Origin of the sequence: Butyrivibrio sp. INlla14 (assembly GCF_900102515.1) — a bacterium.
Classification (GTDB): Bacteria; Bacillota; Clostridia; order Lachnospirales; family Lachnospiraceae; genus Butyrivibrio.
The window spans coordinates 82,255-107,212 of the sequence record NZ_FMVS01000005.1 but is presented as its reverse complement, the minus strand read 5'-3'; the positions used below and the strand labels follow the sequence as shown (position 1 = coordinate 107,212).

The 24,958-nt window shown below is 42.7% G+C and carries 24 protein-coding genes, 1 tRNA gene and 2 riboswitches; of the genes, 19 read left to right on the top strand and 6 right to left on the bottom strand.

The features are described from left to right. Nucleotides 1–86: 86 nt before the first annotated feature. The 11 genes from BLO53_RS03960 to BLO53_RS03910 all read left to right on the top strand — a co-directional run bounded on the left by BLO53_RS03960 (nucleotide 87) and on the right by BLO53_RS03910 (nucleotide 7,598). Nucleotides 87–1,415 (top strand): RNA-directed DNA polymerase, encoded by a 1,329-nt coding sequence (locus tag BLO53_RS03960; protein ID WP_092059214.1) that lies wholly within the window; start codon nucleotides 87–89, stop codon nucleotides 1,413–1,415. Beyond that, on the top strand, nucleotides 1,363–1,695 hold the full coding sequence (locus tag BLO53_RS03955; protein WP_092059213.1) for a hypothetical protein: 333 nt from the start codon (nucleotides 1,363–1,365) through the stop codon (nucleotides 1,693–1,695). The genes BLO53_RS03960 and BLO53_RS03955 overlap by 53 nt, the downstream gene beginning before the upstream one ends. 17 nt (nucleotides 1,696–1,712) lie before the next feature. Beyond that, entirely contained in the window at nucleotides 1,713–1,910 is a 198-nt protein-coding gene (locus BLO53_RS03950; protein ID WP_092059212.1) for a hypothetical protein, read from the top strand. A gap of 186 nt (nucleotides 1,911–2,096) precedes the next feature. Continuing rightward, nucleotides 2,097–2,621: a hypothetical protein gene (locus tag BLO53_RS03945; RefSeq protein WP_092059211.1), complete on the top strand. Its 525-nt coding sequence runs from the start codon at nucleotides 2,097–2,099 to the stop codon at nucleotides 2,619–2,621. Between the two features lie 43 nt (nucleotides 2,622–2,664). Continuing rightward, on the top strand, nucleotides 2,665–2,955 hold the full coding sequence (locus tag BLO53_RS03940) for a hypothetical protein (RefSeq protein WP_207648460.1): 291 nt from the start codon (nucleotides 2,665–2,667) through the stop codon (nucleotides 2,953–2,955). A 12-nt stretch (nucleotides 2,956–2,967) separates the two neighbouring features. Further along, nucleotides 2,968–3,306: a hypothetical protein gene (locus BLO53_RS03935; protein ID WP_092059209.1), complete on the top strand. Its 339-nt coding sequence runs from the start codon at nucleotides 2,968–2,970 to the stop codon at nucleotides 3,304–3,306. A gap of 5 nt (nucleotides 3,307–3,311) precedes the next feature. Continuing rightward, the gene (locus BLO53_RS03930; RefSeq protein WP_092059208.1) at nucleotides 3,312–4,646 is read left to right on the top strand and encodes a phage tail tip lysozyme; all 1,335 of its coding nucleotides are present in this window, start codon (nucleotides 3,312–3,314) and stop codon (nucleotides 4,644–4,646) included. A 10-nt stretch (nucleotides 4,647–4,656) separates the two neighbouring features. Beyond that, a complete protein-coding gene (locus BLO53_RS03925; protein WP_092059207.1) occupies nucleotides 4,657–4,938 on the top strand; it encodes an SPOR domain-containing protein in 282 nt (93 codons plus the stop codon). Between the two features lie 125 nt (nucleotides 4,939–5,063). Then, a tRNA-Leu gene (locus tag BLO53_RS03920) sits at nucleotides 5,064–5,143 on the top strand. A gap of 147 nt (nucleotides 5,144–5,290) precedes the next feature. Next, nucleotides 5,291–6,688, top strand: coding sequence for an MATE family efflux transporter (locus tag BLO53_RS03915; protein ID WP_092059325.1), 1,398 nt, complete (start codon nucleotides 5,291–5,293; stop codon nucleotides 6,686–6,688). After that, nucleotides 6,678–7,598, top strand: a complete 921-nt coding sequence (locus tag BLO53_RS03910; RefSeq protein WP_092059206.1) for a radical SAM protein — start codon at nucleotides 6,678–6,680, stop codon at nucleotides 7,596–7,598. The genes BLO53_RS03915 and BLO53_RS03910 overlap by 11 nt, the downstream gene beginning before the upstream one ends. Before the next feature lie 109 nt (nucleotides 7,599–7,707). On the opposite strand, the gene BLO53_RS03905 is transcribed toward BLO53_RS03910, so the two are convergent. The 3 genes from BLO53_RS03905 to typA form a co-directional block, all read right to left on the bottom strand. Next, nucleotides 7,708–10,449 carry a transglycosylase domain-containing protein gene (locus BLO53_RS03905; protein ID WP_092059205.1) on the bottom strand — a complete coding sequence of 914 codons (2,742 nt, stop codon included), beginning with the start codon at nucleotides 10,447–10,449 and terminating at the stop codon, nucleotides 7,708–7,710. A gap of 839 nt (nucleotides 10,450–11,288) precedes the next feature. Continuing rightward, nucleotides 11,289–11,921, bottom strand: a complete 633-nt coding sequence (locus tag BLO53_RS03900; RefSeq protein ID WP_092059204.1) for a YigZ family protein — start codon at nucleotides 11,919–11,921, stop codon at nucleotides 11,289–11,291. A 131-nt stretch (nucleotides 11,922–12,052) separates the two neighbouring features. Next, the gene (typA, locus tag BLO53_RS03895; protein WP_092059203.1) at nucleotides 12,053–13,882 is read right to left on the bottom strand and encodes a translational GTPase TypA; all 1,830 of its coding nucleotides are present in this window, start codon (nucleotides 13,880–13,882) and stop codon (nucleotides 12,053–12,055) included. A 185-nt stretch (nucleotides 13,883–14,067) separates the two neighbouring features. Next, nucleotides 14,068–14,239, top strand: a riboswitch (Lysine riboswitch). 113 nt (nucleotides 14,240–14,352) lie between these two features. On the opposite strand from typA, the gene dapA reads away from it, so the two are divergent. From dapA to hisA, 3 genes are all read left to right on the top strand, one after another. Next, complete coding sequence (dapA, locus tag BLO53_RS03890) at nucleotides 14,353–15,237, top strand: 4-hydroxy-tetrahydrodipicolinate synthase (protein ID WP_026488896.1); 885 nt, start codon at nucleotides 14,353–14,355, stop codon at nucleotides 15,235–15,237. A 70-nt stretch (nucleotides 15,238–15,307) separates the two neighbouring features. Beyond that, nucleotides 15,308–16,063, top strand: coding sequence for a 4-hydroxy-tetrahydrodipicolinate reductase (dapB, locus tag BLO53_RS03885; RefSeq protein WP_092059202.1), 756 nt, complete (start codon nucleotides 15,308–15,310; stop codon nucleotides 16,061–16,063). Between the two features lie 32 nt (nucleotides 16,064–16,095). Continuing rightward, entirely contained in the window at nucleotides 16,096–16,926 is an 831-nt protein-coding gene (hisA, locus tag BLO53_RS03880; RefSeq protein WP_092059201.1) for a phosphoribosylformimino-5-aminoimidazole carboxamide ribotide isomerase, read from the top strand. 159 nt (nucleotides 16,927–17,085) lie between these two features. Here hisA and BLO53_RS03875 read toward each other — a convergent pair whose 3' ends face one another. Further along, a complete protein-coding gene (locus BLO53_RS03875; RefSeq protein ID WP_013281837.1) occupies nucleotides 17,086–17,286 on the bottom strand; it encodes a cold-shock protein in 201 nt (66 codons plus the stop codon). 204 nt (nucleotides 17,287–17,490) lie between these two features. Between BLO53_RS03875 and BLO53_RS03870 the strand changes: the two genes are divergently transcribed. Beyond that, nucleotides 17,491–17,778, top strand: a complete 288-nt coding sequence (locus tag BLO53_RS03870; RefSeq protein WP_026488893.1) for a YerC/YecD family TrpR-related protein — start codon at nucleotides 17,491–17,493, stop codon at nucleotides 17,776–17,778. A gap of 93 nt (nucleotides 17,779–17,871) precedes the next feature. Here the strand turns inward: BLO53_RS03870 and BLO53_RS03865 are convergent, their stop codons facing one another. Together BLO53_RS03865 and BLO53_RS03860 are read right to left on the bottom strand one after the other, a co-directional pair. After that, nucleotides 17,872–18,333 carry a bactofilin family protein gene (locus tag BLO53_RS03865; protein ID WP_092059200.1) on the bottom strand — a complete coding sequence of 154 codons (462 nt, stop codon included), beginning with the start codon at nucleotides 18,331–18,333 and terminating at the stop codon, nucleotides 17,872–17,874. Between the two features lie 15 nt (nucleotides 18,334–18,348). Further along, on the bottom strand, nucleotides 18,349–19,131 hold the full coding sequence (locus BLO53_RS03860) for a murein hydrolase activator EnvC family protein (RefSeq protein ID WP_092059199.1): 783 nt from the start codon (nucleotides 19,129–19,131) through the stop codon (nucleotides 18,349–18,351). 168 nt (nucleotides 19,132–19,299) lie between these two features. Next, a riboswitch (cobalamin riboswitch) is annotated at nucleotides 19,300–19,526 on the top strand. Between the two features lie 644 nt (nucleotides 19,527–20,170). On the opposite strand from BLO53_RS03860, the gene BLO53_RS03855 reads away from it, so the two are divergent. The 4 genes from BLO53_RS03855 to BLO53_RS03840 are packed head-to-tail and all read left to right on the top strand — an operon-like array spanning nucleotide 20,171 to nucleotide 24,956. After that, a complete protein-coding gene (locus BLO53_RS03855) occupies nucleotides 20,171–21,337 on the top strand; it encodes a sirohydrochlorin cobaltochelatase (RefSeq protein WP_442857211.1) in 1,167 nt (388 codons plus the stop codon). Further along, nucleotides 21,324–22,835 carry an ABC transporter substrate-binding protein gene (locus BLO53_RS03850; protein WP_092059198.1) on the top strand — a complete coding sequence of 504 codons (1,512 nt, stop codon included), beginning with the start codon at nucleotides 21,324–21,326 and terminating at the stop codon, nucleotides 22,833–22,835. Before BLO53_RS03855 ends, BLO53_RS03850 begins: the two co-directional genes overlap by 14 nt. Before the next feature lie 12 nt (nucleotides 22,836–22,847). Then, nucleotides 22,848–24,317, top strand: coding sequence for a cobyric acid synthase (locus tag BLO53_RS03845; RefSeq protein WP_092059197.1), 1,470 nt, complete (start codon nucleotides 22,848–22,850; stop codon nucleotides 24,315–24,317). A 12-nt stretch (nucleotides 24,318–24,329) separates the two neighbouring features. Further along, nucleotides 24,330–24,956 (top strand): precorrin-8X methylmutase, encoded by a 627-nt coding sequence (locus tag BLO53_RS03840; protein WP_092059196.1) that lies wholly within the window; start codon nucleotides 24,330–24,332, stop codon nucleotides 24,954–24,956. Nucleotides 24,957–24,958: the final 2 nt, after the last annotated feature.

Sequence of the window (24,958 nt, the reverse complement as noted above, 5' to 3'; positions counted from 1 at the left end):
CTAACCAGTGGAAATCATGCCGATAAAGGCAGGGCTCAGTAAGTGAAAACCCACCAGCCCTGAGGCGATAAGAAAGAAGAACCTGAATGAAAAGTTTTAGAATAGCGGATGATGAGGCAATCTCTCATGACAGAGTACAAGCGGCCATTCTGAAACCATCCAAAGGAAAGAGGAATAGAGCAGATGTGGCCAGGGTGCTCTCCGATATGGAGAAAAGCATTGAGCAGATCACCAAGTATGAGCAGGATATGGTGCACGGCAAAATCAAGCCGAGAAAGCACAGCTCATGCATCATAAATGAGAGAGGGCCACACAAACAGAGAGAAATACTGAAACCTGATTACATGCCGGAGCAGATCATACATCACATTGCAGTGGATGCAATAAAGGATGCAGTTCTGCACGGCATGTATATTTATGTGCTTGGATCTGTACCTGGCAGAGGAGCACATATGGGAAAGAAAGTGATTGAGAAATGGATCCGGACAGATGAAAAGAACACCCGGATCATAGGAAAGATGGATATCCGGCATTTCTTTCAATCCGTTGATCATGAGATCTTAAGGAGCTGGATCCGGAAAAAGATCCGGCCGGGAGAGATCAGAGATCTTTTGGAAATACTGATTGATGCATGTGAGATGGGCTTGCCGCTGGGATTCTACACATCACAGTGGTTTGCAAACTTTCTCCTGCAACCTCTTGATCATTACATCAAAGAGGAGCTGCACATCAAATATATGACCAGGTACATGGATGATATCGTGATTTTCGGCGCAAGCAAGAAAGAGATCCATAAAGCGGTGAGGGCAATACAAGATTACCTGATAGGTAATTTCAATCTGCACATGAAAGGAAATTGGCAGGTATTCAGGCTTGAATATGAAAGCAGGGAGGCGGCCATAATGTGCAGCACATTGAGAGAACTGCAACAGCTGGATGGGGATCTGAGTGCTATGAAAATCAAGCATAAATGCAAGATGCACAAGAAAAAGAGAAAGATTTTCATTGCAGAGCAGGTTCTGATCCGGAAAGAGCATCAGATAAATGCCCTCCTGGAGAAATACCATGGAACCATAGAAATGGAAACCATGCTGCACGGCAGGCCGCTTGATTATATGGGCTTTGAATTTCACCGAAACAGAACGATCATCCGGGAGAGCATAATGCTCAGAGCAACCAGAAAAGCTGCTCAGATATCAAAACAGGAGAAAGTGTGCTGGAAAGATGCCAGCTCACTGCTCTCATATATGGGCTGGTTTAAGCACACCGATACATACAACACATTTCAGGAGCGGATCAAGCCCAAAGCATCAATCAAGAAAATGAGAAAAATAGTGAGCAAACACCAAAGGAGGTTGAACAATGCAGATCATATGGAAGAATGTAACAGGATGCCAGCCAAACAAGCCGGATGAGGTTGATACCACATCAAGCCCCACCACAGTGTATCTCAGGAGAAACATCACTCAGAAAGAGATCACACAGAATGAGGAAACAATCACAGTGTGGGCCTATGAGGAGGCGCAGCTGACCAAAGAAGAATATGAGGAATATTTGGAACTGGCACAGATCTTTTCCACACCTGAGATGGAAAAGATGAAAGAGAGGCTTGAGGCTCAGGATACCGTCATTGCAGCATTAGCATCAGATGCTGAATATACAACCTGCATGTTAGAGATGGCAGGCATCATTTAAGAGAGGAGGTGGCACATATGGCATATTCATCCATGAAAAAGATCATCAATGCAAAGAATGCAGAATATGATCGTGGAGCGGTAACAGCTCAGAGATATCTCATTTGGCAGGAACAGCAGATGAAAAAGCTGGATGTATTCCTTGCCTGTGACAGAATCACAGATGATGAGTACACAGAGCTTGTAGGGATGTTCAGAAATGTTGAGGCAGAATAATTTTATCTGCCAGCATGAGGCATTAAAACACTGCAAGCGAACATTAGAGGAATGCAGCACTGCATGCAAGCACTATGGAGAATGTGGGGAATGTAAAGATTATTACATCCCATATTCCCAGGAGCCATGCAGCAGCTGCATTTATCTAAATGTGGGGATACCTACAACACAGGAAAGGAGTAAAAGATGAGCATAGGACAGATTACCGGCTGGGCAATCGGTATCATTGGATTCCTCTCTCTGTTTATCGAGGTATCCAAAATCAAGATCAATCCAATCAGTGCACTGCTCAAATGGATAGGATCCAAGGCAAGTGCACAGCTGATTGAAAAGATCGACAGCAACCAAAAGGAAACAAATAAGCGGCTTGATGGGATCGAAAGAAAACAGGAGGAGCTTGAGAAAAAAATAGAGGAGCTCTCCCTCCAGGAGGCTATTGATGTGGCCGATTCAATCAAAACACAGATTTTCTCATTCTATCACGAACTGCAAAAGCCGGGCATCCGGCATTCAGAGGCTGAGTTCAATCAGATCATAGCCCTGAATGAAAAATATGAGAGATTGGTGGAGCGAACAAAGCAGCCAAATGGAGTATATGAGGCAGAGTTCAAGTACATCATGCAGGTTTTTCATCAGTGCCAGGAAACAAATGATTTTGATTTAAGAGGGAAAAACAATGGCAGTAATGGAAAGGGAAAGGATCCGGCATAAATACCGGATGAAAGAAATTCAAAGGCAGGGAGAGCTTAAGCAGATGAAACAGGAGGAAAGAGAGCTCAAGAGATCTTTCCGGAAAAAGAAAAAGCTCAGCACCTCAAAAGCCGGATTGTGGTACATGATGATCATGTGCACAATCATTCAGATATATTCAATGCTTGCTATGTGGCACTTTATGGACCTCTCACCACTCACTGCTCTTATTGGGGCAACAGTAGGAGAGGTTTTTGCATACTGGGCATACAGCCTGAAAGCAGGCAGAGAAAACTGTGAGGGTGGCATCACATATGAGATGGCCATCAAAAACAATGATAATGCAGCAGGATAGGAGGATAAGTATATGGATGCAATGCAGATCATGGCAATAGGAGCAGCAACAGTGGTTCTGCTGGTAGCACTCACCAATGTGATTTCACAGGTGATCAAGAAGATAGTAAACAGAGAGAACTGCCCGGCACAGGTAGTGGTGCTCATCATTGCAGAGGTTCTCACAATCCTCACAATGGTGATCATATGCAGCATCATGCACTGGCACATCTTTTGGTATTATTGGCCGGTTGCAATCCTTGTGGGCATCCTGGTGTGCTATGGAGCTATATTTGGGTACGATAATTTATATAAACAGCTCTCCACAGCCATCAAGGCTCTCATTGAGGCGATATTTAAGAAAGAGGGGTGATCCTCATGATGAATGTAAAAGAGTTTATATCAAAGCTGAAAGATGCCCAGGCACATGAAACATATTATGTGATGGGATGCTTTGGAGCTCTTATCAGTGAAAAGAACATCAAAAGGTACACCACCAACAACAATTACAACATACAGCATGCAGCTCAGATCAGATCCGGAGCCATGGGAAAGTTTGGATTTGATTGTGTATGCCTTATAAAAGGCATCCTGTGGGGCTGGAATGGAAACAAGAATGCCACATACGGAGGAGCCACATACACATCCAATGGTGTTCCGGATATCGGAGCAGATCAGATGATACAGAAATGTAAGGATGTGAGCACGGATTTCTCCAATATCATTCCGGGAGAGGCTGTATGGCTCCCTGGGCATATCGGTGTATATATCGGTGATGGCCTTGTGATCGAATGCACACCCAAGTGGGAGAATAAGGTGCAGATCACAGCTCTTGGCAATATAGGAGCAAAAGCCGGATACAATGCACGAACATGGCAAAAGCACGGCAAGCTCCCATATGTGCAGTATGCTGAAAACGCAGCTCCGGCCACAACCGGAGAGAAAGCCATTTGGGATTATCTTGTATCCCTCATTGGAAACAAGTATGGGGCAGCAGGCCTCATGGGAAATCTGTATGCAGAAAGCGGATTGAGATCTAACAATTTGCAGAACACATATGAGAGATCCTTGGGCATGAGTGATGAGCAGTACACCCAGGCGGTAGATTCCGGAGCATATACCAATTTTGTAAAGGATGCAGCAGGATATGGCCTGGCACAATGGACCTACTGGAGCAGAAAGCAGAACCTTTTGAACCATGCAAAGGCAGCAGGCGCATCAATCGGAGATCTGAACATGCAGCTCAATTTCCTTGGGCTGGAGCTGAAAGGATATCCCGGAGTGATGAGAGCTCTGCAAAGTGCAAGCTCAGTGAGGGAGGCATCAGATGCAGTTCTCACCGGATATGAGCGGCCAAAGGATCAGAGTGAGGCTGTGAAAGCCAAGAGAGCATCATTTGGGCAGGTTTATTTTGATAAGTATGTCGGAGGAGCACCTATCGCTCCGGCCACACCGGCAAAAGTAAAGGCATCAGAGGCTGCACAGCTGATGGATAAGGATATGGCCGGAACATACACAGCAACAGCTGATCTCCACCTAAGGGATGGAGCCGGTACCGACAAAAAGAGCCTTGTGGTAATGCCAAAGGGTACCAGGGTACAAAATTATGGATATTACACCAGGGTGGGCTCTACCAGGTGGCTATATATTCAATTCACCCTGAATGGAGTACAGTACACCGGATTCAGTTCCGGAGAATACCTGAGAAGATAAGGAGGAAACCATGAAAAAGGATGCAAAGTATATGATCATGCTGGGGATGTTTGCAAAGAACACTCCGGAATATGCTGCAAAGAGAAAGGATGAGGCAGCAGAGCATTGCGCTAAGGTTAATATCACTGAGGGTGATTACCTGGTTGTGAATGCAGGACCTTTTAGCAAGGTGGATGCTGAGGATAATTTGGCCAAATTAAAAGAAAACGGCCTTGAGGGGTATATTTATACCTCTGAAAAAGAAAAGGCCGCAGAGGAGCCCACAGAGGATCCTATGCAGCCGGAGAATTGACAATCAGCACAAATATGTTATACTCATTTAGGATTGAGAGGTTCGGATATAGAACTCCGTCCCTCATTGTTAATCCCTAGACTTCGTTTGAAGAGTAGGGATTTTTATTTTATAATTTTCACTATGCGGATATGGCGGAATTGGCAGACGCGCTGGATTTAGGTTCCAGTGGGCGACCGTGCAGGTTCAAGTCCTGTTATCCGCAGGATTAGAGGGTGTTTCATGTTTATACATGGAACACCTTTTACTTTTTGTTTTGTATTTTAAAGAAAATGTTTTTTGCAAATCATGTATCATGTATATAAGGGATAAATTTTCTTTGAATCATAAGTTTAGAAACAGGTGCAGACAAATGTTTGGAATAAAAAAGACTACTTCAGATAATTTAATTACAGAAGGCTCTATTTGGAAGGGCATGATCTCATATTTTTGGGCTCTTCTTTTGGGAGCGTTTTTTCAGCAGTTTTATAATACTGTAGACGCAGTTATTGTGGGTAAAGCGGTTGGAAGTGAAGGACTTGCTGCTGTTGGCGGATCTGCCGCAATGGTGGTTAATCTTTTTGTGGGCTTTTTTATGGGGCTTTCTTCTGGAGCAACCGTAGTAATTGCGCAGTTTTACGGCGCTGGCAGGAAGAAAGAGGTTAAAAAGGCCGTGCACACAGCAATTGCCATGGCTATCTCTGGTGGCGTTCTGATAACCATTATAGGCTTTTTAATCTCTTCCTGGGTCATTGATATTATGAAGACACCTCCCGAGGTAATAGAGGCCTCTACGGCTTATTTGAGGATATACTTTATCGGGATGGTCGCAAACCTCGTTTATAATATGGGAGCTGGTATCTTGAGAGCAGTAGGAGATTCCAGAAGACCGTTGATAGTTCTTGTCATCAGCTGTTTTGCTAATATTTTTCTGGATATATTCTTTGTTCTGGGATTAGGCCTTGGCAAGATGGGAATAACAGAGGGCGTTATTGGTGTTGCTGTAGCTACTGTTATATGCCAGATAATAAGCGCTGCTATTGTGGTCTATATGCTTGCTAAGAGTAATGATTCATTCAAACTTTATCTTTCTCAGATTGGTATTGATAAAGAAATGCTCTTAAGGATCATCAGGATTGGTTTTCCTGCCGGAATCCAGACTACAATGTATACTCTTTCAAATATGCTGATCCAGGCTTCTATAAATAGCTTTGGAAAAGATGCAACAGCGGCCTGGGCTGCTTATGGAAAGATAGATGTCCTATTTTGGATGACTATAAGTTCGCTTGGAACTGCTGTTACTACTTTTGCTGGACAGAACTATGGTGCTGGCAAGTATGACAGGGTGAGAAACAGCACTAAACAGGCATTTATAATTGCGGCTATGATTACAATCCCTCTTAGCATTGTGTTGTATTTCTTCGGCAAGGGCTTTTTATACATCTTTGTAGATGATATGTCAGTTATAAATATAGGAATACAGATGATAAAATTTTTGGCTCCATTTTATGTGACCTATGTGGGAGTTGAGATATTTTCAGGAGTTTTGCGAGGAATGGGTTCTGCACTGGTTCCGATGCTGATTACTTTAAGCGGCATTTGCCTTCTAAGGGTTGTGTGGATTCTGGTAGCCTTTCCTTATAACAAGACAATTGAAATGGTTGAGGTAAGTTACCCTATTACCTGGATAACAACCTCAGTGCTATTTTTCTTTTACTATGTCTATTATGTGAAAAAGAATAGAATTAGTGGTGCGGCCGGTGAGAGATGATCATGCAGAATATCATAATTGCATATTGTGCCCCAGAAAATGTGGCGTCGACAGATGCCTGACTACTGGATTCTGCAGGGTAAAAAGTGATCTTTGTGTTTCCAGGGCTGCTCTTCACATGTGGGAGGAACCTTGTATTTCAGGTACATCAGGCTCTGGAACGGTTTTCTTTTCCGGCTGTAATATGGGCTGTGTCTTTTGCCAGAACAAGGCTATCAGTCGCGGACAGACCTATAAGGTCATAAGTACTGACAGACTTGTGGATATTTTCTTTGAGCTTGAGGATAAGGGCGCCAATAATATCAATCTCGTTACAGGTGATATGTTTATCCCAACTATCAGAACTGCTGTAGAAAGGGCCAAAAACAGGGGAATCAAGATTCCATTTCTTTTTAATACTTCATCCTATCTGGAACTTGAAACTGTAAAGAGTCTGGATGGCCTTGTTGATATATATCTTCCGGATTTTAAGTATATAAGGGAAGCGGACTCTGTTAGATATAGCAGAGCTCCGGGCTATGTAGACGCTGCCAAGGCGGCAATAGAAGAGATGGTAAGGCAAAGGCCTGTACCTGTCTTTGTGGAAAAAGAGATATCTGGTGAAAGGATCATGACTAATGGCGTTGTGGTAAGACATCTCTTGATGCCTGGAATGCTGATACAAGGCAAACTTATTGTGAAATATCTTTATGATAAATATGGAGATAATATATATATTAGTCTCATGAATCAATACACCCCTAACGGAGAACTTTCCAGATACCCTGAAATTGACCGAAAGGTAACAAAAGGGGAATATGATAGCCTTGTGGATTATGCGGCCCAAATTGGCGTTGTAAATGGCTTTATGCAGGTAGGTGAAACTGCAACAGAGAGCTTCATTCCACAATTTGATCTTGAGGGCGTATGACCCTCATCACTGACAAATGCAGATTTACTACAATAAAAAAGCTACATCAATCTCTCAAGTATACTTGAAGATGTTGATGTAGCTTTTCTTAATGTGCGCAAGAGTGGGCTTAGTTGCCGGCAGATACATCTGCTGGAACTTCATTGACTACTGAGTCGGTTGCTGGTTGTTCAGGAGCAGGAGCTTCTGGATTGGCTGCCTGAGCTGCGGCTTGAGCTGCCTGAGCCGCTGCAATTGCTTGAGCCTGTTCTGCAGCAATTATAGCGTCAATTCCTTCCTGAGTCATGAACTCTCCAGTGTGATGGCAGGTATTAAGAACACGGACCTCATTGCCATTCTCATCAGTCACTGTGGTATAAGCCGAATTGGTCGGTGTGTAATTTACGAAGCCGGACTGCAGAGCTGCTGGGACTTCGGGGGTGAGCTCAAATACGCCTGCCGTCTTGAATGGACAGAACTCTGTAGCTGGACGACCGTCGATAGCACACATGGTTCCCGCATAGTGGACATCACAGCTTTCTGTTGGAACTGTTCCCTCTTCAAAGTATTCACTCATAAGAGTTCCATTACACAAGCCTTCTATAGGAGCCTTGCCGGATCTTGAACATACAGTAGCTGTTACAATTCCGGATGGAACAGAAAAGCCAGAGTATGGAAGATCTTCGTGAATCTTGGACATGACCTTTCTCCACATTGTCTTGGAGAGATTTTTCTCAGCAGGATCACTCATGTGAGCGTTGTTGTCATAGCCAGTCCAGGTAGTTGCTGTGTAGTAGTTGGTATAACCTGCAAACCATACGTCAACATAGTTTGTAGTTGTACCAGTCTTACCTGCAATAGCAGTTGTGCCAAAGTTTACTGATCCACCGGTGCCGCTTGTAACAACGTCTGACATAGCGCTTGTTAAAAGAAACGCAGTTGTCTCTTTTAAAACTCTCTTAGACTTGGGTTCAGTATTATCAATGATCACATTGCCATCGTGGTCAACAATTTTAGTATATAGCTTAGGCTCAATGTATACACCACCATTAGCAATTGCTGCGTACGCGGCATTGAGCTCAATATTTTTTACACCAAAGGTAAGTCCACCAAGAGCAGTTGACTGCTGGATATCGGAGTAAACTTTACCGTTTATGACCACTCCATCAGTTATGGTAGTAAAGCCGAAATTCTTGAGGTAGTCGTATCCGAGCTGAGGAGTGATAAGTGTAAATGCCTCAACTGCAATGACGTTCATAGAATCTCTGATGGCTGTTCTTACAGTATTAAGACCTCTATATTCAGATCCCCACCAGTTTTTTACAAGAGTACCATTATCATAGGCAAATGGGGCATCGTTAAATACAGTAGCAAGCGTGAGGCCGGCACTGTCAATACCAGGAGCGTAGGTTGAAAGAACCTTGAAGGTTGAACCTGGCTGACGATATGCATCTGTTGCTCTGTTAAGTGTTCTGCTGGCAGTTTTCTGACCACGGCCACCTACCATGGCAACCACATATCCTGTGCTGTGATCCTCTACAGTAATAGAAACCTGAGGCTGTGGAGTAAGTGTTATCTTCTCACCAAGAACTGTGTCGCCCTCGCCCATAACATCGGCCTTGTAAGCGTCAATTGCTTCCTGGGCTGCTTCCTCAGAGGAGTAGAGCAGGTTAAAGCCTTTTATACGTTCTTTGTAATAGGACTGGTACATTTCTGTGCTATGGTTAGTCACGGTACCATCTGGGGACTGAACAGACAATTCATAGCTCAGAAGCCACTTAGTCCCTGCTGGATAATTTTCCTCGTTTTGATAAACTTCATCACATATAGCCTGGATCTTGGAATCCTGCGTTGAATAGATCTTAAGACCACCGCTGTATAAAAGTGTATAGGCCTGAGTCTCGTTGTATCCAGCTGCTATGAGGTCATCAAGTACATCGTTAGTCAGAGCGTCTACAAAGTAAGAATTGACAGTAGAATCTCCGCCTGTCTCCTGATTGACATTCTGAATCCTGGAATATACGTCATCCTCAAGTGCTGAATCACGCTCAACTTCTGTAATGAAGCCGTACTTACACATGTCATTCAGAACCTTTTTACGTCTCTCGGCATTCTTCTCAGGATGAGTAATAGGATTGTATCTACTAGGATTCTGAGTAATAGCAGCTATACATGCGCTCTCTGAAAGAGTAAGTTCGCTACAGGATTTATTAAAGTAACGAAGAGAAGCTGCCTGAACGCCAAGTGTATTTGATCCAAGGTTGATAGTGTTCAGATAGTTGAGGAGTATTTCCTGTTTGGACATAGTCTTCTCAAGCTGAACAGCCAAGTACTGCTCCTGAATCTTACGTTTAATCTTCTGCATGGTAGCTTCATTGGTCCATCCAGAAAAGACGTTATTCTTGATGAGCTGCTGGGTTATAGTACTGGCACCCTGCGAAAAATCACCACCAGATTTAATGCCTTCAACTCCAGCTCTTATGATACCCTGGATATCGATTCCGTTATGCTCATAGAATCTGTTATCCTCAATGGCAACAAATGCATTGGCCAGATTTTCAGGAATCATATCCCAGGTTACAGGAATACGGTTGGAATCTGTAGAAACGAGCTTGGCAATCTGATTGCCATCTGTATCATATACAAATGTTGAAAAGCCTTTTGGAGTAACGCTGATATTTGTGATATCAGGCGATGTGTCTCTAATGCCATTAAACACACCAAGTCCTGCACTGGAACCAATGATAACTGTTCCAATCATCAGGGAAAGAGCTGCATAAAGGCCAAAAAGAGAAATCTTTTTACCCCATTTATCTGTACCGGAGTTAAGGGCTCTCGCCTGCGCTACGATACCTCTTTTTCCATAATTCATAAATTATCCTCGCTAAGCTTGATGCAGTTCATAGGAAGAAAGCTGCATCTGATTATAATGTCGCACACTACAACACCTTATTATAACCCCTGCGCCTGTGAAAGACAAATTTTAGGTCCACCTCCCATTTACAGTTGCGGGGAGAATCCTCTGCTCCTCCGATTAAGTGTGATCACTCATTCAGAAAGTTTTTTTCGTCGGCTTCAGTTCGGATATTCATGGACTTCTGGAAGAGACATAAGAATTCTACGGTTCAAAACTCGCGCCAGGGCAGCGCTTGCGAATCGACCAGTTTCCTATGCGAGTCTTAGATGGCAAATGCAATTTTCTAATGTTTCCACAGCAGTTTTTCCCGCGCATGCGAAGCGTTGTCTGAAGCAGGACGGGGATATTTATCTTTATAAGAAAATGCCATTTGGCGCTTTGCGCCTAAAAGAAATACGACATCAATCTTCCAAGCTCGCTTGAAGAAGTTGATGTCGTATTTCTTTTATAGGCCCGTATCACGGGCGATGGCATTTTCTATTGTAATATTACTTCCCGTCCTGCAAGTTTTAGCTGCAGCATGCGCATTAAAAGAAAAACTGCGGAAACATCTAAGAAAATCAGCATTTGTCAGTGACGAGCACTACGGAAACTGGCGTGAGTAAAAAGCTGCCCATTGGCGCTCGGACATGTTGAACCGAAGCAGAATTCTTATGACCTTCCAGAAGTCTCATGAATACACCCTCCTTACACAGACGAAAAAAAACTCTCATGAATATCGTTCCACACTTAATCGGAGGAGCAGGGGGGACCAACTGACCAGCTGTAAATGGGAGGAGCGGCAGTGAGGTGGGTTAGAGGATGTAGTAGCCCTTATTGCCTTCTGTGATCTGAATCTGGCCTTCACATTTCTGGGTGAGACCTTCTGTGATGTGGGAAACATCAGACTCTTTTACGCATATATCGAACTGAACATCAGCTTCGTAGCGGGAGTCTGCAATAGGAATCTCGTTCTGAGACAGATAATATTGAACATTGTTGATCATGTTGTAACCAACTGTAAGAGTTAGCTTCTGAGCGTAGGTCATGACACCAATCTCAGAGGCTGCTAGCCCTGCCTGGGCAGACTGAGTGTAGGCGCGAACAAGGCCGCCAGTTCCTAAAAGAACGCCGCCAAAGTATCTTGTGACTATGATCAGGGTATTGGTAAGCCCTGCACCATTTATTACTTCCAAAATAGGTTTGCCTGCAGTACCCGAGGGTTCGCCGTTATCACTGCACTTAGTGTTCTCGCCGTTTGGGCCAATGACATAGGCATAGCAGTTGTGCTTGGCATCCCAGTATTTCTTGGAAATTTCAGCAATTTTGGACTCTGCGTCCTGCTGACTGTCTACTGAAAAGACATTGGCAATAAAGCGGGATTTCTTTTCCACAATCTCGCCTGTTCCTTCTGAAGTTATTATCTTGTAGGATTCTCTTTCACTCATGGGCTTAATTATACAGACTTAAAAGCAAAATTCAAGGATTATGAGAACAGGGAAAAGTAATAACGAAAAAGGCTGCCGCACTAAAAAGTACGACAGCCTGAGATATATCTTATTGAGCCATATTCTGGCAATTACTTCTTGAAGCTTGCTCTCTTACGAAGTGTAGGATCAAGAATTCTCTTACGGATACGAAGGCTTGTAGGTGTTACCTCAAGGAGCTCGTCGTTGTCGATGAACTCGATACACTGTTCAAGAGACATAACGCGAGGTGGAACAAGTCTAAGAGCTTCATCAGATGAAGAAGTTCTTGTGTTTGTGAGGTGCTTGGTCTTACATACGTTAACCTCAACGTCCTCACTCTTTCCACTGGTTCCTATAACCATACCTGAGTATACCTTGTCACCAGTCTTGATAAAGAGAGTACCACGGTCCTGGGCATTGAAAAGACCATAAGCTGTAGCCTCACCAGTCTCAAAGGCGATAACAGAACCAGTCTTACGATAGTTCATATCTCCCTTGTATGGAGCATATCCGTCAAAAATAGTATTGATGATACCATTACCCTTTGTGTCTGTCATGAACTCGCCTCTGTAACCGATAAGTCCACGTGAAGGAATGTTGAACTCAAGACGAGTGTAGCCACCGTTTCCGGCACCCATGTTCACGAGTTCGCCCTTTCTCTCACCAAGCTTCTGGATAACGCTTCCTGAGAATTCATCAGGAACATCAATGTAGCATTTCTCCATAGGCTCAAGCTTGTGACCAGCTTCATCTGTGTGGTAGATAACCTCAGCCTTGCTGATTGCAAACTCAAAGCCCTCACGACGCATAGTCTCGATAAGAACAGAGAGATGAAGCTCACCACGGCCGGAAACCTTGAAGGTCTCAGTTGTATCGGTATCTTCTACACGAAGAGATACGTCTGTATTAAGCTCTCTGTATAATCTGTCACGAAGGTGACGGCTTGTTACGAACTTACCTTCCTGACCAGCAAGAGGAGAGTCATTAACAATGAAGTTCATTGAAATTGTAGGCTCAGAAATCTTCTGGAATGAGATAGCAACCTGATTGTCAACTGAGCAGATCGTGTCACCAATCTTAAGATCCTCGATACCAGAAATAGCAACGATAGAACCAATCTTGGCCTCCTGAACTTCTACTCTTCCAAGTCCGTCATATTCATAGAGCTTGCTGATCTTGGTCTTGATACGTCTCTCAGGCTCATGGTGGTTAACAACAACAACTTCCTGGTTAACCTTAACAACACCGTTATCAACCTTACCTACACCGATTCGACCAACATACTCGTTGTAATCGATTGTGCTGATAAGTACCTGTGTGCTGGCATCTGGATCACCAACAGGAGCTGGGATGTAGTTGATTATAGTATCAAGAAGAGGCTTCATATCTGTGCCATGCTCATCCATTGAGAGGGAAGATGTTCCTGCCTTGGCTGATGCAAATACAAATGGGCAATCAAGCTGATTGTCATCTGCGCCAAGATCCATGAGAAGCTCAAGGACTTCGTCAATAACTTCCTTAGGTCTTGCCTCTGGTCTGTCAATCTTGTTGATACAAACGATAACTGGAAGACCAAGATCCATAGCCTTACCAAGAACGAACTTAGTCTGTGGCATAGGGCCTTCAAAAGCGTCAACAACAAGGATAACGCCATTTACCATCTTGAGTACTCGCTCAACCTCACCACCGAAATCAGCATGGCCTGGAGTGTCAATAACGTTGATCTTGATGTCTTTGTATGTGATAGCAGTATTCTTGGACATGATGGTGATTCCACGCTCTTTCTCGATATCGCCGGAATCCATTACACGTTCAACAACTTCCTGACCAGCGCGGAAAACACCGCTCTGACGAAGGAGCCCATCTACAAGAGTTGTCTTACCATGGTCAACGTGGGCAATGATAGCTACGTTTCTTACATCATTTCTAGTCTGCTTCATAAATCTTTTTATCTCCTTAATATAGAAAAAACCCATTACATTTCAAACTAGTGAATTGTAGCACGCGTCTATATATTGGTCAACCAAAAAAATTATAAACTCATAATGACATCTTTATAGGAAAAAATGCCACTGTATTGACAAAAACTTGACAGCGGTTGTACTATTTAAAAAACAAACATAAGACTTTAGATAGAGGTTGCGTATTTAATGAGTAACTACGTGGATGTGTCAGGCACAGTAGAAGCGTAGCAAAAGGTAAATATGCCGAAAGGTCTGATTCCTGCAGATCAGATGCTTGGGCATGCAGTAAATAGCTGCATGACTGTCATCGCAAGATGGGGCGCTATCAAATTCATTCTTATATTAGTTATTGGGAATAGGATTTTGTAATGGCTCATCAGATATATCTGCTGAGCCATTTTTACGGTTTTAAACTATGCTAAAGTCTGTATTCTAAGGAGGATAACATGGCAATTTTTAAGGGAGCTGGAGTAGCTATCGCAACTCCATTTAAGGAAAACGGAGAAGTTAATTATGATGAGTTTGCAAGACTCATTGAATTTCAGATTGAGAATGGAACAGACGCTATTATCGTGTGCGGAACTACTGGCGAAGCTGCAACAATGTCAGAGAAAGAGCATATGGATGTAGTTAAATTCTGTATAGATAAGGTTAATAAGAGAATTCCTGTTATTGCAGGAACTGGCTCTAATTGCACACAGACAGCTATAGAGCTCTCGCAGCTTGCACAGGAGTACGGAGCAGATGGAGTTCTCTGCGTAACTCCTTATTACAATAAGGCTACTCAGAAGGGCCTTATCCAGCATTTCACAGCCATTGCCAATGCTATCAGTATTCCAATGATCCTGTACAATGTACCTAGCAGAACAGGCTGCAACATTCTTCCTGAGACAGTAGTAGAACTGTGCAGAACTTGCAAGAACATTGTTGGTATCAAGGACGCTACAGGTAATATCGCTCAGACATCACTTATGATGCAGCTTGCAGAAGGCAGCGTGGATCTTTACTCAGGCAATGATGATGAAATCGTACCTATTATGTCTGTTGGAGGACTTGGTGTTATCTCTGTCCTTTCAAATGTAGCTCCCAGACAAACACATGAAATATGTCAGAAGTGCCTTGAGGGTGATTTTGCATCAGCAAGACAGCTTCAGTTCAAGGCTCTTCCTCTTGTGAAGGCTCTTTTCTCTGAGGTTAACCCAATTCCAGTAAAGAGCGCACTTAAGATGATTGGCTTTGAGGCTGGCCCACTTCGCCTTCCTCTTACAGAGATGGAGGAGACACATAGATCAGCACTTGAGGCTGAGATGAAGAAATTCGGGCTTATCTGATAATGACAAGAACAAAGTGGACAACGCTTAGCAGAAAAAAGCTAATACGATAGAAGAGAGGGAATAAGCGATGACTAAAATGATCATGCACGGCTGCAATGGCCGTATGGGACATGTTATTGTTGATCTGGTAAAAGAGGATGAGGATATTCAGATAGTTGCCGGAGTAGATGCTTTTGGCGAGAATAATTATGAATTTCCTGTTTTTAAAAGCCTTTCTGAGTGCAATGTTGAGGCTGATGTAATTGTTGATTTTTCAAATGCTTCTGCTGTTGACGGACTTCTTGACCATGCAGTATCTAAAAATATTCCTGTAGTATTATGCTCTACAGGCTTGTCAAAAGAGCAGCTGGATAAGGTCAGTGAGGCATCATCCAAGGTAGCAATCCTTAGATCTGCAAATATGTCAGTTGGAGTCAATGCCCTTTTAAAGGTACTTAAAGAAGTTTCACCTCTTTTTGCAGAGGCTGGCTTTGATATCGAAATTGTTGAAAAGCATCATAATCAGAAGCTTGATGCGCCTTCAGGAACAGCTATTGCCCTTGCAGATGCTATCAATGATTCTTTTGATGACAAATACGAATATACCTATGACAGGAGCCAGAGAAGAGAAAAACGCCGTCCCAAGGAAATTGGTATTTCCGCGGTTAGAGGTGGTACAATCGTAGGTGACCACGATGTTATCTTCGCTGGACACGATGAAGTTGTGACATTTTCACACAGAGCCTATTCCAGAGCAATCTTTGGAAAAGGAGCCATCACAGCAGCCAAGTTCCTTGCTGGAAAGCCAGCTGGAATGTATGATATGGCTGATGCACTTGCATAATAAGTTAAATAACAGCGGGGGAGGAGTCAAAAGTGAGATTTAGACCTTGCATTGACATACATAATGGTAGAGTTAAGCAGATTGTTGGCAGTAGCCTTCAGGATGCAGGAGATAAGGCAACTGAAAACTTCTCTTCCTTGAAGGGAGCTGACTTTTATGCCCGAATGTATCGCGAGTTGGGACTTTCCGGTGGACATATCATAATGCTAAATCCGGTGGAGAGCCCCTACTATGAGAGTACAAAGAGGCAGGCACTGGCAGCACTTTCGGCTACACCTGGCCTTCTGCAGATTGGTGGAGGGATAAATAGCGACAATGCTCAGGATTTTTTGGATGCGGGTGCTTCTCACGTCATTGTTACTTCCTATGCTTTTAAAAATGGAAAGATAAACAAGACCAATCTTAAAAGACTTGTAAAAGCAGTAGGCAAGGAGCATATTGTTCTGGACCTTTCCTGTAAAGCTGCTTTTGTGGATAAAGATGGAAATCCTGTAGAAAGAGAAAGTATAGATAAAGCTGATAATAGCAGAAAATATTTTGTTGTTACAGACCGCTGGCAGAAGCTTACAAGTGTTGAGCTAAATAAGGAAACTCTTGATGATCTTTCTCAGTACTGCGACGAATTTCTGATCCATGCTGCAGACGTTGAGGGCAGACAAAATGGAGTAGAAGAGAATGTTGTGAGAATACTTGGAGACTGGGGTAAAATTCCTGTGACTTATGCAGGCGGAGTACATACAATAGAGGATATCGGAATAGTCAGGAAACTTGGGAAAAACAGGGTGGATATTACTGTTGGAAGTGCACTTGATATTTTCGGTGGAAGTTTAAAACTTGATGAAGTGATAAAGAATTGTATTTAAAGAAAAAAGTTTCCAAATTCATTCGGTCAAAAAAGCCATCCGGTTTACACCAGATGGCTTTTGTTGATTAATCATTGTTACAATCTTGCGAATTCAATATATATATATTAGAATAAGGCACTTTGTAGTCTGATTAAATTAGCTCTGAATTACTTTGGATCAAAGCTTGTTAACGTTTACGGCCTGAGGTCCCTTTTCGCCCTGGATTACATCATACTCTACAGAAGCACCCTCTTCGAGAGACTTGAAACCTTCCATGTTGAGTCCTGAATAGTGTACGAATACATCATTTCCAGCCTCGTCAGAGATGAAACCGTAACCCTTCTGGTTGTTGAACCACTTAACAGTACCTTTGTTCATTGTAATACCTCCACTAAAAATAAAAAAATAATCGTTCTGTTGTACTATGACAACAAAACTAGATTATCACATATAAGTGCAAAAGTAAAGGCGAAAAAACACTTTACTTTACTGGTTCAGAGTGATAAAATGTTTAAGCACGAAAGTATTTTATACGGAATACAGAGAAAATTATGGCGAAAATAAAATCAAGGAGACTTACGTATGAATAAGAAAATCAGAACAGATGCAGTTGATCACCTGTTTAGCGCAATACTATGCCTTCAGAATAAAGAAGAGTGTTATAGTTTTTTTGAAGATCTTTGTACAGTAAATGAGCTTTTATCTTTGTCACAGAGATTTGAGGTTGCATCAATGCTTAGGGATCACAAGACTTATCTTGAGATTGCTGAGAAGACCGGTGCGTCAACAGCTACTATTAGTAGAGTTAACCGTTCTCTTAATTACGGAGATGACGGTTATGAGCTTGTGTTCGAGAGAATGCAGGATTGATTATTGTTATGTTTGAAGTTAATATCATGTAGAATAAAAAAGTCGACTGCCAAACAGGCACTCGACTTTTTTCTATCTAATTATTTTATTTCTTTATTTCTTTTCTTCGTTTTTATTGTCGTCTTTTTGGGTTTCTTCGCTTTTGTCAGAAGCGGCTCTTTCCTTGGCAATTGCTGCAGAGTTCTTGTCAAGATTTGTCATCTCGCATTTACCCTGGAATACAGCATTTTCATCAATGATGATGCCTTTGCAGGTAACATCTCCGAAAACCTTGCCTGTGTCACTGATCTCAACCTTGCCCTGAGGAGAAGATATATTACCGTTTATCACTCCTGCAACATAGACGTTCATGGCTGAAACTGTTCCATCAATTCTGGCTTCCTGACCAACAATAAGTGCACCACTGATTGTGACGTTGCCCTTTACAGTACCATCAATTCGTGTGGAATCCTTGGTGGTAAGAGGACCGTCAATAACCGCACCTGGACCGATTATGGTTCCAACCTGCTCCAGAGCTGATTCGATAGTCGCAGCTTCTTTCTTGTTTCCAAACATTTTTTTTCCTCCGTTTTATCCGTTAATCTCAATTAACTCTTCTGGATCAATATATTTGCCGTCCTGCTGGAGCTGATAGCCGAGGGAAGTATTATGTTCACCCACAACAAAAATGATGTCGCCCTTGTCTATGGAGCTTCCCTCTGTTACCAGAGGATCGCCGGCATTTCTATAAATGGAAATGTAACCATTGCCGTGGTCGATTGAAACCATATTGCCAAACTTGGCATCAGTAGTAACACTAAGAACTGTGCCTGTTCCGGAAGCTATAACGTTGCTGCCTTCCCCGGCTGTGAACATGACAATCGGGTTGCCAGTAGCAGAATCCTTGTTGTCATCTGTAAGCTCAGTAATAGTAGTGGAGTTGGTGTCGTCAACTGCGCTTGTCATAGAAGCTGTTCCTGAAAGAGGAAAACCTGTAGGCATAGCAAGAGCCTGTGCCTCCTCCGCAGAAATCAGCTCATCTTCAAGTCTCTTATTGATAGCAGCAGAGAGCTGTTCTACCTCTGTCTCTAACTTATCATTATCCGCAGACAAAGAACTGTTCTCCTCTGTAAGCGCCTGAATCTCCGAGTTCTGCCTTGATTGTATATCCCTAAGTGTATTTATTGTTATAGCGGAATAGATAATGTAGCATACGATTACCAGGGCTATAACAAAACAAGAGTATGCAAGCAGCTGAGTCTTGAAATGGTTGAGGTGTAAACGCTTGGTACTGCCGTCAGAATCTCCGGATATGATCATAAAGGTATAATGACGTTTGTGCCTATGTTTTTTAGGCTTGATATCTTTGCTCATATAAACCTCCGACTAACATCTCATTTTACCATAACAACCGTCATTCATGCAACAATTTACGCTTAGACGTACAACCCATGCCCGCAAAAGCCCACTGGCGTTTGCTTGCAAAGACATAATGATCTAGCGGTCTATTTTTATTTGAGGTTATGTGTTATTATGACTTTATAATTTAATAAGGCGGAAGGTGTCTGCAGTCAGAATTTATCTGATGTGCAGGTGAAAAGGGAAGCGGGTGTAAATCCTGCACGATCTCGTCACCGTGATTCGTTGGCTTTTGCCGGCAGCTCTTTATAACCACTGGGAATATGTGATCATTGTCCTGGGAAGGGAAGATGCTGCGTCTTAATTGACAAACGATCAGCCGGGAGACCTGCCTGTCGCTGTACAAAGGGTGCTGTCTTAGGAGAGCAGCCAAGGTCACGAGGAATTGACTGTACGAAGCCATTTAGCAAAAGATGTATGTCTTTTGCTGTTAATGTTGTGCATTAAAAATGTGCATTTCATATGGACGCTTTGTAGGAGAATCTCGTGATGAGGTTCTCTTTTTTTCTGAAAATAAAGGCACCCCAAAAGGAGGCAAAATTTTATGAAAAAAAATCTAGTAGCAGTAATATTGACAGCCACGCTTGCATTTGGCTTGTGTGCATGTAATGGCTCACAGCCAGCAGAAAGTGTGGATAGCTGCACAGTTGCAGAAAGTAGTGTAGAAGAGGCAAGCGTTTCAGAGACTAAACCAGCAGAAGATGCAGAGCAGGCAGCTCTTGAAGATGGAGTATACGATGCAAGCTTTACAACAGATGGATCGATGTTCCATATAAATGAAGCATATGGAGATCAGGGGCTTCTTACTGTTGCAAACGGAGAGATGACTATTCACATCACACTTCCTTCCAAGAACATCGTTAATCTTTTCCCTGGAACAGCGGAAGATGCACAGAAGGAGGGCGCTGTTCTTCTTGAGCCTACTACTGATACAGTAAAATATGCAGATGGAACAACAGAGGAAGTATATGGCTTTGATGTTCCGGTTCCAGCAATTGACCAGGAATTCGATCTTGCACTGATCGGCACAAAAGAAAAATGGTATGACCATAAGGTAAAGGTTTCTAATGTTAAACCACATGAGGGAGATGACAATCAGGCTATGGCAGACCATGTAGCAGAACTTATTGATGCAATCTACGTACAGGAATGGACTGAAGATACAGAAAAGCAGTGCAAAGAGGCAAAAGAGGCATGGGATGCACTTACAGATGAGCAAAAAGAGCTTGTCGAGGGAGAAAGTGCTGATCCTGACTACTTTGGAAGAGATACAGGAGATGCATCCAAGGATGATCCTCTTAATGCTGATGATATTGGAGAAAAAGAGATACTTGTAGTAAGCTTTGGTACTTCTTTTAACGACAGCAGAGCTAATGATATTGGCGGCATTGAGAAGGCAATAGCCAAGGCATATCCTGACTGGTCAGTGAGAAGAGCATTTACAGCGCAGATCATTATCAATCACGTACTTGCAAGAGACGGCGAGAAGATCGATAACGTAGATCAGGCTCTTCAGAGAGCAGTGGACAACGGTGTAAAGACACTTGTTATCCAGCCAACTCACCTTATGCACGGAGCAGAGTATGATGAGCTTTGTGAAACACTTAAGAATTATGAAGACAAGATTGAGACAGTTGTTATTGCGCAGCCACTTCTTGGCGAGGTTGGAAAAGATGCGACTGTGATCAATGAGGATAAAGAGACAGTTGCTAAGGCTATTACTGATGCAGCAGTAAAGGATGCTGGTTTTGCAAGCCTTAAGGACGCTGCTGATGCTGGAACAGCCTTTGTATTTATGGGACATGGAACATCACACACAGCTAAGATTACTTATTCACAGATGCAGACTCAGATGGACAAACTTGGCTATGAGAATGTATTTATCGGAACAGTTGAGGGAGAACCGGAAGAGACAGAACTTTCAAAGGTTATAGATAAGGTTAAGGAAGCAGGCTACAAGAAGGTAGTTCTTCGTCCTCTTATGGTAGTTGCAGGTGATCATGCTAATAATGATATGGCAGGAGATGAGGAAGATTCATGGAAGAGCGGCTTTGAAGCAGATGGATCTTTTGAAAGTGTAGATTGTCAGATTTCAGGACTTGGAAGAATTGACGAAGTTCAGAAATTATATGTGGAGCATACAGGAAGTGTACTTAAATAAAAAAAGCTATAAGTTCATCTTATTGTTTTTGACCATGTTTGTTTGCTTGTGGGGATGCGGCAGAATTCCAGATGGGGAATATGCCGCATCTGTTACTCTTACGGGAGGAAGCGGAAAGGCTTATGTTGAAAGCCCCTGCAAGCTAGTGGCCAGAAACGGACAAATGACTGCGGACATTGTTTTTAGCAGTTCAAATTATGATTATATGATCGTAAGCGGCCAGACCTACTATCCCGTCAATGAGGAGGGAAACTCGGAATTCATTATTCCAGTGATCCTTGATAAAGAGATGCAGGTTCAGGCAGATACTACTGCTATGAGCACACCGCACCTTATTGATTACACACTTACTTTTTCTCTGCTGGAAGAGAACAAAACCAGTGAAGATAGTGAAAGCGCCAGCTCATTTCAGATAAATGTGTCAGAAAAAGAGAAACTTGAAAGCCTGAATGCTCCTGAACTTGAAGGGTATTCACTTTTATCGAGTGATGAAAATGACTACGCTCAGGGCTTTAGGATCCACAGGTATGAAAAAGATATAGCCCTGATAGCTGTGGATGATGGCAGAAAATATCTGATACTTCCAGAGGACGTAAAGTGCCCGGACAAGCTGCCGGCTGGCACTACAGTGATAAAAAGGCCACTTTCTGAAATATATCTGGCTGCCACTGGGGCAATGTGTCATTTCGACAGCCTTGGTGCAGTGGACCTTATAAGCCTTTCAAGTCTAGAGGAAAAGGATTGGTACATTGCTTCTGCAAAAGAGGCAATGAAGAAGGGAAGCCTTATTTATGGAGGCAAGTATAATGCTCCTGACTATGAAATGATCCTGGAAAAGAAAATACAGCTGGCTATAGAAAATACAATGCTTCTTCATGCCCCTAAGGTTTTAGAGAGACTTGAAAATCTGGACATACCAGTATTTATAGACAGGTCAAGTTACGAAAATGAACCTTTAGGAAGGCTTGAGTGGATCAGGATATATGGATTACTTGCGGATAAAGAAAAAGAGGCTGAGGAGTTTTTTGACCAGCAAAAAAGCCTGGTGGAGAGCCTTGATAAAAGCGGCGTTTCAGGGAAAAAGGTCGCGGTCTTTTCCGTTAATTCAAATCATCAGATAGTTACAAGAAAAGGAAATGACTACTTATCAAAAATGATAGAGCAGGCAGGCGGCGTGTATTTGTCACCTGTGGAAAGTCAGGAAGACATGTCATCTACGCAGATGACAATAAGTGTGGAAGCCTTTTTAGCCTATGCCAAAGAAGCAGATATTCTCATATACAATGGAACTATACAAAATGCACCCAAGACAATTGACGAGCTTATTGAAATCGATCAGCTTTTTTGGCAGTTTGAGGCTGTAAGAGATGGAAACGTGTGGTACACGGATAAAGCTTTGTATCAATTTGCAGGTAAGACAGGAACTATTATCGAGAATTTGAATGAAGTTATCATGAGTCAGGAAAAAGAGACAGAGTTTTTCCATGGACTTGATTAAGGAGATACTTAATTGGCGAGAAATCTAATGATACAAGGAACCATGTCAGGAGCTGGAAAGAGCATTCTGACGGCGGGGATACTAAGGGTATTATATCAGGATGGCTATAAGGTTGCCCCCTTTAAATCCCAGAACATGGCCCTTAATTCATATGTGACTATAGATGGAAAAGAGATAGGAAGAGCTCAGGCGCTTCAGGCTTTTGCTTCCCATAAAAAGCCAAGTGCCGACATGAATCCAATCCTGCTAAAGCCAATGGGAGATACAAGGTCCCAGGTTATTGTAGCAGGAAAGCCTGTCAGCAACATGAGAGCGGCAGATTATTTTAAGATAAAAAAGGATTTTATACCGGATATTTTAAAGGCTTATGACAGGCTTGCTGATGAAAATGACATAATTGTGATAGAAGGCGCAGGGAGCCCTGTTGAGATAAATTTGCGGGCAAATGATATTGTGAACATGGGCCTTGCAGAACTTGTTGATGCTCCGGTCCTTCTTGCGGGCAATATAGATCCTGGAGGAGTTTTTGCCCAGCTCCTTGGAACAGTAAGCCTTATGCCCCAGAAGGAGCGAGATAGAATAAAGGGACTTATCATAAATAAATTCAGAGGAGATGTAAAGCTTCTTGAACCTGGACTTGAAATGTTTAAGGCTTACTGCGATATTCCTTTTGCAGGTGTAGTCCCCTTTGTAAAGCTTATGCTTGATGAAGAGGATAGCGTATCAGAAAGACTTAAATCTTCACCAGGCTTTATGGGAGATGGAAAGGTCAGGATAGCGGTAGTCAGACTCCCCTATATCAGTAATTACACTGATTTTTCAATATTTGACAGTGATCCTGAAATTGAAGTTATCTATACGGATTCAGAAGAGGCTCTTTGTCAGGCAGACCTGATAATTCTTCCAGGAACCAAAAATACAATGGGAGACCTTAGATGGCTTAAGGAGACAGGTCTATTTAGCAGAATAAGGAATCTGGCTCATGAGGGCAGAATTGTGGTAGGAATCTGCGGAGGCTATCAGATGCTTGGAATGAGCATTTATGATGAGCTTGGCGCAGAGAAAAAGGGCCTGGAGGAAGGCTTATCCCTCCTTCCTGTGAGCACAGTATTTAAAAGTGAGAAGACCTTGAAGCAGGTTGAGGGAGTAGTAAAAGGCGCAGATGGAATATTTGATAGTTTGAACGGCTGTCAGATAGAAGGCTATGAGATTCACATGGGAAGCAGCATGGCTTGTAGTGATAACAAGAACCTTGTAGTTACCAAGGGAAATGTCCTTGGCTCCTATGTTCATGGAATTTTTGACAGCAAGGATTTTGCAAAGAGACTTGTGGATATTGTCTGTGAACACAGAAAGCTTCCTAAGAGAGATTTTAAGCTTGAGAGCAAGAATGATATTCAGGAAAAAGAACTTGATAAGCTGGCGGATACATTAAGGCAGAGCCTTGACTGGAAGCTTATCTATGATGCGATTGGTTTATAAGGATAAAGATATATGGAAATTAAAAAAGTTTTGCCATCAGAAATAGAAAGCGAGAGCTTTAGGATAATAAGAAGCGAGCTTTCCCAGATGGGAAAAGAAATACCTAAGGACATAGAACCTACTGTGGTCAGGGCTATACACACGACAGCGGACTTTGAATATGCTGATACCCTGACGTTTTCTGAGAATGTAATAAAAAAAGCCAAGGATGCCATTAGAAACGGTGCAAGTATTGTGACTGACACCAATATGGCTCTTTCTGGGATAAATAAAAAGGCGCTTTCAAAGTTTGGAGGAGAAGCTTTTTGTTTTATGGCAGATGAAGAAGTGGCGCAAATAGCCTGGGATAGGCAGGTTACAAGGGCTTATGTCAGCATGGATAAGGCATCAGAGGTAAAAAAGCCACTTATCTTTGCGATAGGAAATGCGCCAACAGCCCTTATAAGGCTAAGGGAATTATATGATGAAAAAGGCTTTAGACCTGAACTAATAATAGGAGTACCTGTTGGCTTTGTAAATGTGGTTGAAGCCAAAAAGCTTATCCTTGAAATGGATGTTCCTTATATAGTTAATGTGGGACGAAAGGGCGGAAGCGGAGTAGCTGCGGCTATCTGCAATTCTCTTTTGTACAATATGTGAAA

Excerpts from the sequence above, each read along its gene's own strand:
- BLO53_RS03905 (WP_092059205.1), bottom strand. The coding sequence starts at position 10,449 with ATGAATTATGGAAAAAGAGGTATCGTAGCGCAGGCGAGAGCCCTTAAC.
- BLO53_RS03935 (WP_092059209.1), top strand. The coding sequence starts at position 2,968 with ATGGATGCAATGCAGATCATGGCAATAGGAGCAGCAACAGTGGTTCTG.
- BLO53_RS03950 (WP_092059212.1), top strand. The coding sequence starts at position 1,713 with ATGGCATATTCATCCATGAAAAAGATCATCAATGCAAAGAATGCAGAA.
- dapA (WP_026488896.1), top strand. The coding sequence starts at position 14,353 with ATGGCAATTTTTAAGGGAGCTGGAGTAGCTATCGCAACTCCATTTAAG.
- BLO53_RS03945 (WP_092059211.1), top strand. The coding sequence starts at position 2,097 with ATGAGCATAGGACAGATTACCGGCTGGGCAATCGGTATCATTGGATTC.
- BLO53_RS03870 (WP_026488893.1), top strand. The coding sequence starts at position 17,491 with ATGAATAAGAAAATCAGAACAGATGCAGTTGATCACCTGTTTAGCGCA.
- BLO53_RS03930 (WP_092059208.1), top strand. The coding sequence starts at position 3,312 with ATGATGAATGTAAAAGAGTTTATATCAAAGCTGAAAGATGCCCAGGCA.
- BLO53_RS03900 (WP_092059204.1), bottom strand. The coding sequence starts at position 11,921 with ATGAGTGAAAGAGAATCCTACAAGATAATAACTTCAGAAGGAACAGGC.
- BLO53_RS03915 (WP_092059325.1), top strand. The coding sequence starts at position 5,291 with ATGTTTGGAATAAAAAAGACTACTTCAGATAATTTAATTACAGAAGGC.
- BLO53_RS03840 (WP_092059196.1), top strand. The coding sequence starts at position 24,330 with ATGGAAATTAAAAAAGTTTTGCCATCAGAAATAGAAAGCGAGAGCTTT.
- BLO53_RS03940 (WP_207648460.1), top strand. The coding sequence starts at position 2,665 with ATGAAACAGGAGGAAAGAGAGCTCAAGAGATCTTTCCGGAAAAAGAAA.
- BLO53_RS03925 (WP_092059207.1), top strand. The coding sequence starts at position 4,657 with ATGAAAAAGGATGCAAAGTATATGATCATGCTGGGGATGTTTGCAAAG.
- BLO53_RS03875 (WP_013281837.1), bottom strand. The coding sequence starts at position 17,286 with ATGAACAAAGGTACTGTTAAGTGGTTCAACAACCAGAAGGGTTACGGT.
- dapB (WP_092059202.1), top strand. The coding sequence starts at position 15,308 with ATGACTAAAATGATCATGCACGGCTGCAATGGCCGTATGGGACATGTT.
- typA (WP_092059203.1), bottom strand. The coding sequence starts at position 13,882 with ATGAAGCAGACTAGAAATGATGTAAGAAACGTAGCTATCATTGCCCAC.
- BLO53_RS03865 (WP_092059200.1), bottom strand. The coding sequence starts at position 18,333 with ATGTTTGGAAACAAGAAAGAAGCTGCGACTATCGAATCAGCTCTGGAG.
- BLO53_RS03955 (WP_092059213.1), top strand. The coding sequence starts at position 1,363 with ATGCAGATCATATGGAAGAATGTAACAGGATGCCAGCCAAACAAGCCG.
- BLO53_RS03960 (WP_092059214.1), top strand. The coding sequence starts at position 87 with ATGAAAAGTTTTAGAATAGCGGATGATGAGGCAATCTCTCATGACAGA.
- BLO53_RS03860 (WP_092059199.1), bottom strand. The coding sequence starts at position 19,131 with ATGAGCAAAGATATCAAGCCTAAAAAACATAGGCACAAACGTCATTAT.